The following is a 16827-nucleotide window of genomic DNA, read 5'->3' as shown; positions in this document are numbered from 1 at the left end:
TAGGGTCAGAGATAAAAATAGCCTACTCGAAACCGAGTAAGCCATTTTTTAAGATTTAAAACAAATGACGAAAAATTTTAGTCATTCTTCTATGGATTATTGCTGAGCCACAAACTTGGCACGCGCTGCATGCAATTTCTTATAGCTGTCAATTAAACGTAGATGACGATCCAGCCCTTCAAGCTGCATGTTGGTTTCGGTCAAACCATAGAAACGGACTGTTCCTTCAATTGAACCTAAAACGGCATCCATACGGGCATCACCAAACATACGACGGAAGTTGTGTTCATAATCTTCCAGTTCCATTTCATCATCCAGAATGACTTCCAGAACGACATTCATGCACTGGTAGAACAGGCCACGTTCAACGGTATTGGTATTGAACTGCAGGAACTGCTCAACCAGATCTTTGGCTTCTTCAAATTGCTGCAAAGCCACATAAATCAGTAGTTTCAGTTCAAGAATAGTGAGTTGGCCCCATTCAGTATTTTCATCGAACTCGATACCGATCAAGGTTTTGATTTCGGTATAGTCATCCTCATCTGCTTCTTCCAGACGCTCAACCAATGCTTCCAATTGTTCATCATCCAGACGGTGCAGATTCAGGATATCTTCACGATATAACAAAGCCTTGTTGGTATTGTCCCAAACCAGATCTTCTACCAGATAAATTTCCGAATAGCCCGGTACCAGAATACGGCAAGCTGTTGCACCTAGATGCTGATACACCGCCATATAAACTTCATGGCCCATGTCTTCCAGAATTGTGAATAATTCCTGAGCTTCATCCGCATTCGAGTTTTGACCGTTATTAGTGAAATCCCACTCGACAAAATCATAATCTGATTTCGCGCTGAAGAAACGCCAAGACACCACACCGCTTGAGTCAATAAAATGTTCGACGAAGTTATTCGGTTCAGTTACTGCATTGCTGCTAAAAGTTGGTTTTGGCAGATCATTCAGACCTTCAAAACTACGGCCTTGTAAAAGTTCAGTCAGACTGCGTTCTAATGCTACTTCAAAGTTAGGATGGGCACCGAATGAGGCAAATACACCGCCGGTACGCGGGTTCATCAAGGTAACGCACATGACCGGGAACTGACCGCCTAGTGAAGCATCTTTGACCAGAACCGGGAAGCCCTGTTCTTCCAGACCCTTAATGCCTTCAACAATTTTTGGATATTTTGCCAGAACCTGTTCAGGCACATCCGGAAGTGCAAGCTCACCTTCCAGAATTTCACGTTTAACAGCACGCTCAAAAATTTCAGACAGACACTGTACTTGTGCTTCAGCCAGCGTATTACCGGCGCTCATACCATTACTTAAGTACAGGTTTTCGATCAGATTCGACGGAAAATAAACGGTTTCACCATCAGACTGACGTACAAATGGGAGTGAGCAGATACCACGAGCCTTGTTTCCCGAGTTGGTATCATAAAGATGGGTACCTAACAACTCATCTTCAGGATCATAAATTTCACGGGTATGTTCATCTAGAACTTCTGCAGGTAATTCGCCATTCGGACCTGGCTGGAACCATTTTTCATCTGGATAATGCACAAATTCTGCATTGGCAATATCTTCACCCCAGAACTGGTCGTTATAGAAAAAGTTGCAATTCAGACGCTCAATAAATTCGCCCAAGGCAGATGCCAGCGCACTTTCTTTGGTCGAACCCTTACCATTGGTAAAGCACATTGGTGACTGCGCATCACGGATATGTAGCGACCACACATTCGGCACGATATTACGCCAAGACGCGATTTCAATCTTCATGCCAAGGCCTGCCAGAATGGCAGACATATTGGCAATCGTTTCTTCCAGCGGAAGGTCCTTACCCGGAATGAAAGTCGTATGGTCAGAAGCCAGACTTGGCATCAATAAAGCTTGAGCATCCGCATCAATGCTTTCCACTTCTTCAATGACAAATTCAGGACCGGTTTGAATTACTTTTTTGACGGTACAACGGTCAATCGAACGTAAAATTCCTTGGCGATCTTTTTCAGAAATATCAGCCGGTAGTTCCACCTGAATTTTAAAAATCTGTTTATATCGGTTTTCAGGATCAACGATATTGTTTTGAGATAGGCGGATATTGTCGGTCGGAATATCACGTGCCGCGCAATAGACTTTGACAAAATAAGCCGCACATAAAGCTGAAGATGCCAGAAAATAATCGAATGGGCCGGGTGCCGAACCATCGCCTTTATAGCGGATCGGCTGATCGGCGATTACCGTGAAGTCATCGAACTTGGCTTCCTGACGAAGATTATCGAGATAATTGACCTTAATTTCCATGTGGATACCTAAATATTCTTATGTGCCGTCACGGACAAATAAGATGCTGAATCTGAATATACAAGCCGGTTCACGGAGGAGAACTTGAATGAAAAATAGAAAATGGTCAGGTTATACCATTTGACGAAGTGTCTGGATAACGCTGCCGAGAATGGGCGCTATTATAGAATTATTTTATGAAATTGATAATATTTGTCTGAAATTCTGGCAGATTAAACCAGATCCTCAGTCTTTCCTGAGCTGCCGGAGCATGAATCAACTTCAAGTCATGGCTTATACTATTAATCAAAGTTGCAGATAAGGCAGATTTTCACCCGCCTAGTCTGAATGATTTCATAATTTTAAAAATCATAACTCAGTGCAAATACTGCAAGATTACGCTGCTTGTCATCATAGCGGTCATAACCGCCAAAGATATATTCACCTGACATACTCAACTGCGGTAAAAGCGCATAACTGAGTCCGGCAGAAGCATAACGAAAGGCAAACTGCTTTTCGGTATCGCCCAGTTCACCGCCCTCATATTTGCCTTCATCGTTAAAATAGCTTCCTGCTGCTGTAATGCTGGCATTCAGGCGATCATTCAACTGATGATTCAGGTTAAGCGTATAAAAAGTATCGCCCTGATTGGCATAAGCCACATCATACAGATAGGTCGATACGCTGGCGCCGATACTGGTTTGATCATTCAACGCACGACTTACATTTAAGCCCAACTCATTTCCAGTGGTGTTCTCACCGCCCGGATAATAATAGGTCGCATTCCATAAATCCCAGTCATAATTTTCGCTGCTATAGGTATAACCCAGCAGAAAATCATGCTCGAATTTGTCTGAACGATGTCCCGGACGCCCCTGCACTTCTGCATAAGAGTATCCAAGCGTAGATCCCCAATATCCAACATAAAAATTGCCATAAGCCAGATTCAATGCAGCCTGTACAGCAACGTCGTCATTTTCAGGTGCATTGGTCAAACCACGGGAGACGTACTTGGAGACCACACTCAAGTTTCCGCTTGCTTCTATTTTTTTTACTTCCGCATCATCGGCATAACAGTAAAAACTTGAAACAGCAGCACAGCCAAACAGCACTGTTTGATTGAATATTTTCATAAAATATAAATGTATTAAGTAAAGCGGAGATAAAACCGAAAGCAGTCGAGGTTTTATCTCCGCTTTGGGACAAAATTGAAATTCGCTTTACTCCTGCTTTGCTAGGCGGCAGGAATAAAACCATAATTTAAGTGCGAGGCGCCTTGTAAAAAGGTGCAGATGAAGGCGCAAGAGCAGGTTTGCCACGAATATGGTCTGCCAGTTTTTCAGCGATCATAATCGTAGTTGCATTGAGGTTACCGGTAATGATCAAAGGCATAATCGAGGCGTCAATCACACGCAACCCCTGCATTTCATGTACGCGTCCATAACCATCGACAACCGCCATGTCATCCTCACCCATTTTACAGCTACATGATGGATGATACGCGGTTTCTGCATGATTACGAACAAATTCATCAATTTCAGCATCTGTTTGTAGATGTTTTCCCGGACTGATTTCTTCACCACGATAGGGATCCAATGCCGGCTGATGCATAATTTCCCGGGTAATCCGGATGGCATCGCGGAATTCACGCCAGTCCTGCTCGGTACTCATATAGTTGAACAGAATACTTGGATGCTCAAAGGGGTCTTTGGATTTCAGACGGACACGGCCACGTGACGGTGAACGCATAGAGCCCACATGTGCCTGAAAACCATGTTCATGAATGGCATTGGTGCCATTATAATTAATCGCTACAGGCAGGAAATGATACTGGATATTGGGCCAGTCAAATTCGTCTGAGGAGCGGATAAAACCACCGGCTTCAAACTGGTTACTGGCCCCAATACCTTTACCTAAAAACAGCCACTCCGCACCAATCATGGGCTGGTTATACCACTTGAGTGCCGGATATAAGCTAACCGGTCTTTTGCACTTATATTGCAGGTACATTTCCAGATGGTCCTGCAGATTTTCACCCACACCTGGCAAATCCTGAACCACAGGAATATCCAGACTTTTTAACAGTTCGGCTGGACCTACACCGGAGCGTTGCAGGATTTGCGGTGAGGCAATCGCACCACCACATAATAAAACTTCACGATCCACAAAGACCTGAATCGGCTGTAAGGTATTTTGTCCTTCAAAATATTCCACACCAATTGCCTGATTACGATTAAACAGAATCCGGTTGGTCATAGCGTGGGTAATAATCGTGAGATTATCCCGGTCTTTGGCCATATCCAGATAACCACGTGCTGTACTGGAACGACGGCCTTGCGGCGTTACGGTACGGTCCATCGGTCCAAAACCTTCCTGCTGATAGCCATTCAGGTCATCAGTACGTGGATAACCGGCCTGTACACCTGCCTCGACCATGGCATGGAACAGTTCATTATTGCCATTTTTAGGTGTTGCCACCGAAACCGGTCCAGAATCACCATGATAATCATTGCCGCCAATATCGCGCGTTTCAGCTTTTTTATAATACGGCAGACATTCAGCATAGCTCCAGTGTTCTAGCCCCTTCAGGCTGGCCCACTGTTCAAGATCCATAGCATTACCGCGAATGTAACACATGCCGTTAATTAATGAAGAACCGCCCAGACCTTTTCCGCGCCCGCACTCCATACGACGATTATTCATATGAGGTTCGGGATCGGTCAGATAGGCCCAGTTATAGCGTCGTCCCTGTAATGGATAAGCCAATGCAGCAGGCATTTGTGTTCTGAAGTCTAGACGGTAATCCGGCCCACCTGCTTCCAGCAACAGGACTTTCACATCCGGATCTTCAGTTAAACGCGCTGCGAGTACATTCCCTGCCGAACCTGCACCGATAATAATATAGTCGTAATTCATCCAATCCTCCCTTATGCGCTAAATACAGACTGGAAAGGACTAAGTTCAACTTGCACCGACTTGGTCTGGGTATATTGCTGTAGCGTGACAATACCGTTTTCGCGACCGACACCCGAATGTTTATAGCCACCGACAGGCATTTCTGCCGGTGATTCGCCCCAGGTATTAATCCAGCAAATGCCGGCTTCGATTTGATGAATAATACGATGCGCACGTGCCAGATTCGGTGTCACGACACCAGCTGCCAAACCATATTCGGTATCATTGGCACGACGAATCGCCTCTTCTTCTGAGTCATAACTCAGAATACTCATGACTGGACCAAAAATTTCTTCACAGACAATCGTCATGTCATCACGGCAGTCGGTAAATACGGTTGGCAGGACATAAGCTCCTTGGACAAACTGTTCATCCTTAGCACGGCCGCCGCCACATAATAGGCGTGCCCCTTCTATCTTGCCTTTTTCGATATAGCCCAGCACTTTTTCCATATGCTCAAAGCTGGAAACCGGACCGAAATTGGTTTCAGGATCAAGTGGATCACCCATACGGATATGTTCAACACGCTGCAAAATCTTTTCTTCAAATTCTGCTTTCAATGCCAAAGGCACAAATACGCGAGTACCGTTGGTACACACCTGACCGGAACTATAGAAATTGGCCATCATGGCAATATCGGCCGCCAAATCCAGATCGGCATCTTCACAGATAATCAGCGGAGACTTACCGCCCAGCTCCATCGTGACTTCTTTCAGGCTAGAATTTGCAGCTTGCGCCATGACCTTTTTGCCGGTAGAAACGCCACCGGTAAACGACACTTTGGCAATATCAGGATGCGAAGTCAGATAACCACCAATTTCACCACTGCCGGTAACCACATTAAAGACACCATGCGGCACACCTGCTTCAGTATAAATTTCTGCCAATTTTAATGCAGTTAAAGGCGTCACTTCACTGGCTTTAAAGATCATGGCATTGCCTGCTGCCAGTGCAGGTGCAGATTTCCATAAGGCAATTTGAACCGGATAATTCCATGCACCAATCCCGGCAACCACACCCAAAGGTTCACGGCGAGTATAAACAAACGAACTGCTTCTGAGCGGGTTTTGCTGGCCTTCTAATGCTGGCAAAATACCTGCATAGTATTCGAGTACATCTGCACCTGTCGCAATATCGACGGTGGATGTTTCACTGAAAGCTTTACCACTGTCGAGACTTTCTAAACGCGCTAGCTCGTCATTACGTTCACGGAGGATGGCAACAGCCTTGTTCAAAATACGGGAACGTTGAATCGCCGTCATTTCTGCCCAGACTTTTTGTCCTTGTTGTGCCGATTCAACAGCGCGATCGATATCTTTTCGCGTACATACCTGCACGTCTGCCAGAATTTCGCCTGTTGCAGGATTAATCGTTTGAAACGTGCTATTGGACGTTGCATCGACATATTGTCCATGAATATAAGGACGTTGCAGTTTGAATGTTGTCAATGGAATTTCCTCGCAGGTGGGTTATTTGAGTTGTTGCCGGATATATTCACTACACAGTTCAATCGGCAGTTCTGGGTCAATTTCGCCATTTACCAAAGCACCTCTTAACCAGAATCCATCAATCAATGCTGCCAAACCTTGAGCGGCTTTCTCTGCCTGGTCTTTATTCAACTTTTTCATGAATTCATATTTAAGGTTGGAATGTAAGCGGTAATGATTGATCTGCTGTAACCGATGTAACTCAGGTTGATGCAAACTGCTAGCCCAGAACGCCAACCAGACTTTCATGGCCGCCTTGTCGGTTTGTGGAGCAGCAAAATTACCACGTACGATCGCCAGTAAGCGCTGCTCCGGTAAGTCATCAACCTGTATCTTTATCTGTGCAACAGATTTACCCAATTGCTGCAATAAGTAACGCATTGTGGCTTCAATCAAGCCATTTTTACCTTGAAAATAATGACTTATGATGCCGGTTGAGACACCTGCCCTCTGAGCAATCTGACTAATTGAAGCTTCTGCAAAACCTAGCTCATTCACTGCAGCTAAGGTGGCATCGATCAGTTGCTGACGACGGATCGGTTGCATACCAACTTTGGGCATAGGACTAACCTGAATAACGGATGTAACAATAAAAAATCACTCTGCTAAAGCAAATAGCTGAATGATGTAACAATTCATAAACGCTTTTTTAATTGAACGTTCAATTAATAAAAATTATAGTGCCAGCTCACCCTTGATGTACAGCGCAGTTTGTTTTGGATTTGCAAAAGTTTGTAATTCATGAAAACAAGGAAGCTTTACCGCAGGCTTTTGCTTTTAAATCACACTGCACTGTAGATCATCCGGCAACAAAACGATGGTTAGAGATTTATGCAAAAGAAAAATGAAGAGAAGCAAGATAGTCTGAATAAAGTGGTTTTTTATTTTTCGGCGACGCTTATCCTGCTGTTTTCTATCATTACCATTTTATTTAATGAACAAGCCAATCAAGTCATTATCAATATCTTAAACTGGGTCAGTCGTACCTTTAGCTGGTATTATCTGCTGGCGGCAACGCTGTATCTGGTTTTTATCGTCTTTATCGCCTGTTCCCGTTATGGCGAGATTAAACTCGGCCCTAAACATTCCAAACCAGAATTCAGCCTGCTGAGTTGGTCGGCGATGCTATTTTCTGCCGGAATCGGGATTGACCTGATGTTTTTCTCGGTGGCGGAACCGCTTTCCCATTATATGAATCCACCTGTAGGCGAAGGTGAAACCTTTGAAGCTGCGCGCCAGTCCATGGTGTGGACCCTGTTTCACTACGGTTTAACTGGCTGGAGTATGTATGCGCTGATTGGGGTCGCCCTGGGTTATTTCAGTTACCGCTACAATTTACCGCTAACGATCCGATCAGCACTTTATCCGATCTTTGGTAAAAAAATTAATGGTCCAATTGGCCATACTGTGGATACGGCTGCAGTACTCGGCACAATTTTCGGGATTGCCACGACATGCGGGATTGGCGTTGTGCAATTAAATTATGGCCTGCATGTGCTGTTTGATTTACCGGAAAATATCTGGATTCAAACCGCACTCATCACCGTTGCTGTGATTATTACTATTATTTCAGTCACTGCGGGTGTCAATAAAGGCATCCGGATCCTGTCTGAAATTAATATCTATGTATCAATTGGGCTGTTGCTATTCATTCTGTTTGTAGGAAATACCGAGTTTTTATTAGCCGCCTTGATCCAGAATTTTGGTGACTATATCAGCCAGTTCCCGAAGCTTTCTTTAAGCAGTTTTCCTTTTGAACAACCGAAAGAGTGGATGAATAGTTGGACCCTATTCTTCTGGGCATGGTGGATCGCTTGGTCACCTTTTGTCGGTCTGTTCCTGGCTCGTATTTCGCGTGGTCGTACCATTCGCGAATTTGTCACGGGCACTTTGGTTATTCCTCTGTTATTTACCCTGACATGGTTGTCTATTTTCGGTAACAGTGCTTTATACAGCGTGATTTTTGATGGTAATACTCAACTTGCTACGACAGTTTTAGAAAATCCGGCACATGGTTTCTATGATCTGTTGGCGCAGTATCCAGGCTTTACGTTTACTGCAGGTGTCGCCACCATTACCGGTTTACTGTTCTATGTGACTTCAGCAGATTCAGGAGCATTGGTACTGGGAAATTTCACCACGAAATTTACTAATATTGAGCATGATTCACCGCGCTGGCTGAGTGTGTTCTGGGCGGTTGCCATTGGCCTGCTGACTCTCGCAATGCTGATGGCTAACGGCGTGACAGCATTACAGAACACCACGATTATTATGGGGCTGCCTTTTAGTTTCGTCATTTTCTTTGTGATGGCGGGACTATATAAGTCCTTGCGTCTGGAGGATTTTCGTCAGGCCAGTACCAGCCTGAATGCGGCACCTGTGGTCGGTAATGTGGATATCTTGAACTGGAAAAAGCGTCTGAGCCGGGTCATGCTGCATCCAAGTCTCTCCCAGACGCGTACCATGCTGGATAATGTCTGCAAGCCGGCCATCGAGGCCGTTGCAACCGAGTTAATTGACAAAGGAATTCAAGTCAATATCCAGGAAAAACCGCTTGAGGAAGAACCTGAACTGTATCACCTGGATCTGACTATTCAGCTCGATGAAGAAGAAAACTTTGTTTATGAAATATGGCCGGTACGCTATGACACGCCAAATTTCAGTTCACGTGGTAAACGAACCAAACGTTATTACTATCGTCTGGAAAGTTATCTGTTTGAAGGCTCTCAGGGCAACGATCTGGTCGGTTATAGCAAGGAACAGGTGATCAATGACATCCTGGATAAATATGAACGCCATATGATGTATCTGCATATTAACCGGATCAGCCCAGGTAAACGTCCGCTGTTCCCGGATCGTGAAATCTAGGATCTCTCAACTACGGAAGGACTCAATAATGTCAGAAAGTTTGAATGCATTTGCCCTGTTTTTCTCCCTGCTCAATCCTTTTCTGATGAGTATTTATATGCTCGGAATTATCCGTAATTCCGATGCAAAAGTATTCAACATGGCATTGATTCAAGGCAGTCTGATCAGCTTTATTGTGTTCATCATTTTTGCAAAAACCGGTGAAGCCTTCTTTAATGAAGTCTTGCATGTACGGTTTGAGTCCTTCCAGATTTTTGGCGGTATTATCTTTTTGGTGATCGGCTATCGTTATGTCTTTGAAGGTGCTGATACGATTGGCGTGATGCGTGGAGCGCCCAGTCATCTGGCGGGCACGATTGCCATGCCGTTTATGATCGGTCCGGGTACCATTTCGGCATCTGTGATCACCGGCATACAGCTCAGTTTAATGCAAACCATTCTGGTGATTTTTTCTACGCTGTTTCTGACTTGTAGCCTGCTGATCCTGATGAAATATCTGCATGATCATTTACAACATAAATATTCCAACTACATTGACCTGTATGTCGATATTGTCGGTCGTGTTGCTGCGCTTCTGATTGGTACGATTGCCATCGATATGATTGTGACAGGCGTTACCGGAATTTTAGAAACCTGATAAACCTTTTCTATCAATAAATAAAAAGAGCGGTTTTCACCGCTCTTTTTTTGATTTTAAAAATTAAAATTTAAATGACACACCGGCATAAGTAGAAAAACCTTCACCTGGTGAAGATCGCGCTACATCAGCACCTTGATCATTCAGACCAGGAATCACGACCGCAGCATATTTCTCATCCGTGATATTTTTAAAGTTGATCCAGGTTTTCCACGATTGATGTTCTGGTGCATAACCCACGTCAATGCCCCAGATCTGATAGTCATCACTGAATCGGCTATTGGCATAATCATGTGCCATCTTCGATGCATATTCGGTATTCAAACCAATATAGAGGCCATTATTCAAGGCATAACTTAGTTGAGCCTGATACAGATGTTTAGGGATTCCTGGCAACTGGTTCTTGCCAAACAATGGATCATTTTTGTACTGGAAATCGCTAAGGGTATAAGCCTGTTGCAGACGCAGTTCGCCATATTGGGATTCATGCAATGGCGTATCTAGACTTAGCTCCACCCCTTGATGAATCGTTGGCGTGGCATTCGATTCAACAGCAATTGGCTCTGAAGGTCGATTCGATCCATCTTCATAGGTTTTAATCATTTCAGAGGTTAACAGTTCATTTTTCACTTTGGAATAATAATAACTCAGTGCCCAATCTCCAAAGCCTGATTGTCCACGTCCACCCAGTTCAAAGCTATTGGCGGTTTGCGTGTCCAAATAGATTGGCGCGCGCACCCGGCCAGAAGCGACACCACTGTCAAAATAATACGGTGAAGACCAAGCCATCGCCCAAGGATGTGCTGGCTCAATGCTGCGGCTTAAATTGGCAAACCATTGCACAGACTCATTCGGCTGATAGGTCAAACCAAGTCGTGGTGCAAAATTCCATTCATAACGGCTGACTTCAGGACTCGCCACAGGATAAGTTACTTCACTTTCCCGATGGGTATACACCGCTGCCAGTCCCAAATCTAATTTGAACTGATCATTTAATGTGGTTTCCTGATCAAATTGCAGGACGTTGTCTGAACCGCGATAGGTATAACGGCGGGTAACGGTATCTGCCGGATACAAAGTTCCATCAATAGTCGTATCACGTCGGATGGTTTCCGTTACACCACTGTCCGGACGATGAGTCGTGCTGCGCAAGGCAATACGCCCCTGATGCTCCAGACCTAGAAACTGGTAAGGTTTTTCATACTGGAAGCGCGCTGTAATATCTTCATAATCGACATTGGTACGATAACTGCTTTCACGTAAATCCAGCGGATAATGATGATAAGCCAGACTGCCAGTCAGTTTTGCATCATCCTGTAAATTCCAGGTCGTGGTATTGGCCAGCCAAGTACTGCCCGGCTGAATCCGTTTGGCATCTACCGCTAAATTAAAGCTATTCGCTGCTTCAGGATCATTTTTGAGCTGTTCTTGTGTAATCCGTCCTGGAGTTAAATGCTTGCTCTCACGGTAACGAGCATAAAAACGGGTTTCGATATCCGGACTGATCTGATAGCCCAAATTAAAAGCCAGACCCTTACCATCGCCTTCAGCATGATCCTGAATTCCATCAAACTGGGTACTCGTCAGCGCCAGATAATAATCCATCTGATCCAGCTTTCGGCCGGTACTAAACTGATATTTTTGATAACCATGGCTGCCCATTTCATATTTGAGTTCAGAGCCATCCTGATCTGCGCCGGTCTTGGTTCTATAGTTGATTGTTCCACCTAAGGCCAGTCCGCCTTGCTTAAAGCCATTGGCTCCGCGATAAACCCCGACATGATCAATCCACCAGGGTTCTAGCAGTTCATACGCTGTACCGCCCGGCCCGGTAAATGGAATATCGTCAATCAGGACGTGCGTACCGGATGCGTGTGCACCTGAAGTCCGGTTGATTCCTGAGCCACGGATTGAGACTTTTGCACCTTCATTCCCTGCAGACTGGGCATAAATTCCTGGCTGTAAACGGAACACATCGGCTGTGGTTGCAAGTCGCTGCTGTTCTAATTGCTGCTCACCAATGAAATTCGTTCCTCCTGAAACCTGAGCCAGCTCTTTCTGATATTGCTGCTGCGGATTGGCATTTTGCTCAGCGCTGATCACAATAGTATTCAGCTGTTGAACATTGTCCGGTTCTACGGCAGTTTCAGCATAAAGATGACCTGAGACAATCGACAGAATCATGAGGCTCAGCGGGCTTTTCTTGAGAGGAATTTTTGTCATGTGCATGGCGATTTTATACAGTCCTGTATAAGTGATTCCGTTTTATGAGAGGAAATCAGTTTAAAAATTATGCTGTAGCATAGATCAACATTGTTATTTTCAGGAGTTATTTTCTGCCAAAAAATTGACTGATCAGCGTATGTTCTTTCATTTTATTTAATCTTTTTATTAAAAATCAACTTGCAAGATCAAAACCACATCCTCACAAGTTCCAAGAACTTAATTTTTAAGTAATTGATATTGAATAATATGATATTTAATTCTGCACAGATGTATTTCCACTTGGCAAAATGTGATAAGTAGAAAAATTTATAATCGACCAAACCAGTTCTTTAATTTCAAAAGTTGGCCGAAGTTGTATATTTTCTGATTTAAAGTAGACAAGATTAACCTCATCACCTTATAGAAAAATTGAAATCCTTGAGAGAAAAACAATCAATTTTTAAAAATCCTGACGATGCAGAATTTTTAAAGATTACGGGCTTATATATTCAACTATTCATTGATCAGTTGTAGTAGACCTGTCTTTTCTTGGAAAACCGATCTAGTTGTTTCAAGAAGCCTTCAAAATAATCTTTCTGTTTTTCTTCTGTGCGATAGCCGGCGTATAAAGTTCGACGTAAGCCTTCAGGCGCCACACAGTCGAGGCGGCGTGAAGTGACCCAGCCTTTCTGCTCATATTCATTTACCACCCAATCAGGTAATGCACCAATCCCGCGACCACTTGCCACCAGCTGAATCAGCATTTGGGTCAAGTCGGTGGTACGAATGGCTTTGGGTAGAATATTAGCGGGAATAAACAAACGCGACATGATGTCCAAACGGTGTTTATCAACCGGATAAGTCACCAGCGTTTCTTCAGCAAGTTCCTGAACAGTAATCTCTTTCGCACGTACCAGTGGGTGGGTATTGGATAAAACCAAGCGTGATTCGTATTCGAAAATCGGGAAATATTCAATGCCTTTGAGCGCAATCGGATCAGCCGTAATTAAAAGATCAAATTCTCCGGTTTGCAATAATTCATGCGGATTCGATTCGAAACCTGAAGCAAAGTCCAGATCTACATCCGGATATTGCATCCGGTATTGATTGAGTAGCGGCATCAACCAGTCAAAACAGCTATGACATTCAGAGGAGAAAACAATTCGTCCGGTCTGACCATGCACAATACGACTGATATCACTCTGTGCAATTTGAACTTGCGGTAATATTTCATCTGCCAGTTTTAGCAACCGCGCCCCAACATTTGAAAAACTGACGGGACGACTACGCCGATTGACCACTTCGACGCCAAACCATTGGTCGAGTTCACGTAGCTGATGTGACAAGGCCGATGGGGTTAAACATAAATCACTTGCTGCTGCAACCAGAGAACCATGTTCCCGCAGAGCAGTTAAAGTTCTTAAATGGCGAAGTTCTATCATGGAAAATACCAGAAATTTCAAAAGACGGATGACACTTGATCTGTCTTAAGCATAACCGATTTTCTTTTATTAATTTAGTTTTTTTCATTTGTAGATTAAATTAATGAGATGTGCTCACTTAGAGGTTCAATAAGTTAAAATTCCTATTCTCTTAATTTTTATTAATTTAATTTTCTTAGTTAATTTAAACATTATTAAAATAATCCATAAAATATCGCTTAAAACTTAAAACTTAAAACTTAAAACTTAAAACTTAAAACTTAAAACTTAAAACTTAAAACAGCAACAAGATAGAAAACTAACTCAGGCATAAAAGTTACAGAATAATTTTGCTGCACTCATACAATAAAAATTAGAAAGTATTTTAGAGGATGAAAGACTATGTCGAATCCAATCGATCGAAATGATGAAGAACTCACTGAAGAACAACTTGATCCTCAAGAAAAACAGGATCGTGAGATCCAGCGAGGTCAATTAGGCCTTCATGATCCACAGAGACAACGTGATCAGCTGCGTCAGGAAAGACAGGATGAGGAACAAATTCAGTAATTTTCCCTGAGATGCAAAATAAAAAACTCCCCATTCTTAAAATAGATGGGGAGTTTTTTTTCAGTATTAAAAAGTTAGGGACTAGTTTTTCGCATCACCACATCTTATACATCTGATCTAATCTGAACAGCTCACCTTCTTGGATGAGTGCTATTTTACTATTTCGTTTCTGTAGAGGCTTTTGCTTGTAGGGACTGCGCTTGTATTTCTGCCGTTTTTTTCTTGGCCTGAATTTGTGCCGCTATTTCCTGATTTTTCTCAGCAAAACGCAAGCCACCATCTCCGGCGAGGCTGGTTTGGCTCATCACCATGCTGCTGCCCAAGATTAAAATCAGCTTAAAAAATTGAATTTTCATGTCTCATCTGCCTTTTTATTCTAATGGTATTAAAAATAAGCAATTATTATTCCAATGTTTTTATGCTTATTTGGTTTTTTGACTGCACTTTCTATTTTATAGAGATAATCTTCGAAAACACAGAGTCAATCATCGTAAAACATAAAAATCTGCAATAAGAATAAATAGATATTTTGACTACATCTCAGCTCAAATCACATCTGATTTTTTACTTCAGTTAAAAGAAATCATTCAATAGCTTATTTAAATTATTTTTATTGGCTAAAGTGCAGTGCAACAACCCCGAGCAATAACAAAAACAGAATCGCTGTGCAGGATTTCCAGAAAGTGACTGGATGCTTTTCAAGCATAGGGCGTGAAACTGATTTTTTAAATTTGATATCTGGGTGTTTCAGATCATATATAAAGGCTGAAAGTGCTTCATAGCGCTGCTCCGGGCGAATGGAAAGCGCTTTTTTAAAGATTGCGTCCAAGCCATGTGGCAGATCCGGTCGATACTCATAGAGAGGATGATATCGAACCTGCTTTAAGGCCTTTTCGGTCTTGCAGCGCGCGAGGTCCGTCCCATAAGGCAATTGTCGGGTTAATAAATAATAACTCATCACCGCCAGCGAGAACTGATCTGATTTTACTGAGGGCGAGTGTCCAATAAAATACTCAGGTGCCATAAAGGCCAGAGTTCCCAAAGGAACGTCTGCATGTTTGGGATTCAGTTCAACCAGACCTCTGACCGCTGTCGATCCATAATCAATCAGTTTCACTTTTAAAGCATCAGCAGGTTCAAGCAGCATGACATTTTCTGGCCGTACATCCTGGTGCAGCATTTCAAGACGGTGCATGGCATTCAGTGCCTTGGCCACCTGTTCAATGGTGGGAAGCAACTGCTGTAAAGTTAAAGCAGTTTTTTGACGATGCAGCCAGCGACTTAGGCTTTCCCCTTGCAAGTATTCATAACTTTGAAATAAAAATTTCTTGCTGCCCTTATGTGGATAGCCTTGCATTAGATTTTCATGTTTTAAGCGTTTCGATACCCATTCTTCTAACTGAAATTGTTCTACGGCTTTAAGATCATCCTGCACATCGACAGACAAGGTTTTAATGACCAACTGATTTTGTGTCGCTTCATCATGCGCCAAATAGAGGCTGCTGCGATGATTTTGGTGCAGGATTTTATCAATTCGATAACCTTCAAACAGGTCGCCATGACTCAGCTGTTGCGGAAATAAAACATGGCTCTTGATATGAAAGGATTCCTCGTCAGGCAACTGTTCCACTTTAATGATTTGAATAGTGAGATTATCATCACTACCCCGCTTTAAGGCCAGTTCGACTATAGACTTGGCAATGATATCCAGATGTTGTTGCTGTTGCAGCATCTCCGATATGAGCTGCATATCAATAAACTCATAGACACCATCCGTCATCAAGATAAAGAAATCATCTTCACATAATTCAAGCTGCTGATAATCGACATCGATACGATGGTCGGCACCCAGTGCACGACTTAAATAATGTTCTGTTGATGACAGGCAAACGCGGTGATCAGCCGTCAACTGTTCAATGGCTTGTGTCTGAATGCGATAAATCCGGCTATCGCCTGCATGAAAGATATGTGCCCTATTTTGTTTCAAAATCAGTGCACTAAAGGTGCAGATATAACCCCGGTCTTTATCAAAACGTCCGCGGCTTTGCTGGGTTTGTGCATACAACCAGGAATTGGTCGCACGAATGACCCGTGCTGCCGAAGTTTGGGTGCTCCATGCTTCCGAAGTCGAGTAATAATCCGATAAAAAACTGCTGACTGCAGTTTCTGCTGCAATATGACTGACATTGCTGCTGCTGATCCCGTCTGCTATTGCACAGGCAATGCCCTTACTGCTAAGCGCGTGACCTTCAGGAATATAGACCCCATGGAAATCCTGATTCTGTGCTTTGATTCCAGCGGAAGAATATTGCCCGACACTGATCTTTAATTTTTTATTCATTTTAAATACTCAAAAAGGGATCGAATTGATCCCTTTAATCTCAAGACATAAATCATCATGCTCAGA

At 43.3% G+C, this 16827-nt stretch carries 12 protein-coding genes; 3 read left to right on the top strand and 9 right to left on the bottom strand.

Annotation, left to right across the window (positions count from 1 at the left end; translation table 11 throughout):
• Positions 1-96 precede the first annotated feature (96 nt).
• The 5 genes from F891_RS07065 to betI all read right to left on the bottom strand — a co-directional run bounded on the left by F891_RS07065 (position 97) and on the right by betI (position 7280).
• Positions 97-2298: an OsmC domain/YcaO domain-containing protein gene (locus F891_RS07065; protein ID WP_004730992.1), complete on the bottom strand. Its 2202-nt coding sequence runs from the start codon at positions 2296-2298 to the stop codon at positions 97-99.
• 341 nt (positions 2299-2639) lie between these two features.
• Positions 2640-3410: a TorF family putative porin gene (locus tag F891_RS07060; RefSeq protein ID WP_004730994.1), complete on the bottom strand. Its 771-nt coding sequence runs from the start codon at positions 3408-3410 to the stop codon at positions 2640-2642.
• 127 nt (positions 3411-3537) lie between these two features.
• Entirely contained in the window at positions 3538-5193 is a 1656-nt protein-coding gene (gene betA, locus F891_RS07055) for a choline dehydrogenase (protein WP_004730996.1), read from the bottom strand.
• 11 nt (positions 5194-5204) lie between these two features.
• A complete protein-coding gene (betB, locus tag F891_RS07050; RefSeq protein ID WP_005262920.1) occupies positions 5205-6680 on the bottom strand; it encodes a betaine-aldehyde dehydrogenase in 1476 nt (491 codons plus the stop codon).
• Between the two features lie 21 nt (positions 6681-6701).
• A complete protein-coding gene (gene betI / locus F891_RS07045; RefSeq protein WP_004731001.1) occupies positions 6702-7280 on the bottom strand; it encodes a transcriptional regulator BetI in 579 nt (192 codons plus the stop codon).
• A gap of 270 nt (positions 7281-7550) precedes the next feature.
• Between betI and F891_RS07040 the strand changes: the two genes are divergently transcribed.
• Together F891_RS07040 and F891_RS07035 are read left to right on the top strand one after the other, a co-directional pair.
• Positions 7551-9587 (top strand): choline transporter, encoded by a 2037-nt coding sequence (locus F891_RS07040; RefSeq protein WP_004731003.1) that lies wholly within the window; start codon positions 7551-7553, stop codon positions 9585-9587.
• Between the two features lie 28 nt (positions 9588-9615).
• The gene (locus F891_RS07035; RefSeq protein WP_004280329.1) at positions 9616-10224 is read left to right on the top strand and encodes a MarC family protein; all 609 of its coding nucleotides are present in this window, start codon (positions 9616-9618) and stop codon (positions 10222-10224) included.
• 63 nt (positions 10225-10287) lie between these two features.
• On the opposite strand, the gene F891_RS07030 is transcribed toward F891_RS07035, so the two are convergent.
• Complete coding sequence (locus F891_RS07030; RefSeq protein ID WP_004731005.1) at positions 10288-12453, bottom strand: TonB-dependent receptor family protein; 2166 nt, start codon at positions 12451-12453, stop codon at positions 10288-10290.
• A gap of 500 nt (positions 12454-12953) precedes the next feature.
• The gene (locus F891_RS07025; RefSeq protein WP_004731007.1) at positions 12954-13871 is read right to left on the bottom strand and encodes a LysR family transcriptional regulator; all 918 of its coding nucleotides are present in this window, start codon (positions 13869-13871) and stop codon (positions 12954-12956) included.
• 381 nt (positions 13872-14252) lie between these two features.
• Between F891_RS07025 and F891_RS18055 the strand changes: the two genes are divergently transcribed.
• Complete coding sequence (locus tag F891_RS18055) at positions 14253-14420, top strand: hypothetical protein (protein ID WP_004280333.1); 168 nt, start codon at positions 14253-14255, stop codon at positions 14418-14420.
• A 158-nt stretch (positions 14421-14578) separates the two neighbouring features.
• Here F891_RS18055 and F891_RS07020 read toward each other — a convergent pair whose 3' ends face one another.
• Together F891_RS07020 and F891_RS07015 are read right to left on the bottom strand one after the other, a co-directional pair.
• On the bottom strand, positions 14579-14776 hold the full coding sequence (locus tag F891_RS07020; RefSeq protein ID WP_004731008.1) for a hypothetical protein: 198 nt from the start codon (positions 14774-14776) through the stop codon (positions 14579-14581).
• A gap of 254 nt (positions 14777-15030) precedes the next feature.
• Positions 15031-16761: a bifunctional protein-serine/threonine kinase/phosphatase gene (locus tag F891_RS07015; protein ID WP_004731010.1), complete on the bottom strand. Its 1731-nt coding sequence runs from the start codon at positions 16759-16761 to the stop codon at positions 15031-15033.
• Between the last annotated feature and the right edge of the window lie 66 nt (positions 16762-16827).

This window comes from Acinetobacter sp. CIP 101966, assembly GCF_000369725.1.
Lineage (GTDB): Bacteria > Pseudomonadota > Gammaproteobacteria > Pseudomonadales > Moraxellaceae > Acinetobacter > Acinetobacter lwoffii_Q.
The sequence above is the reverse complement of the archived record's forward strand: the minus strand, read 5'-3'. Positions and strand labels throughout refer to the sequence as shown.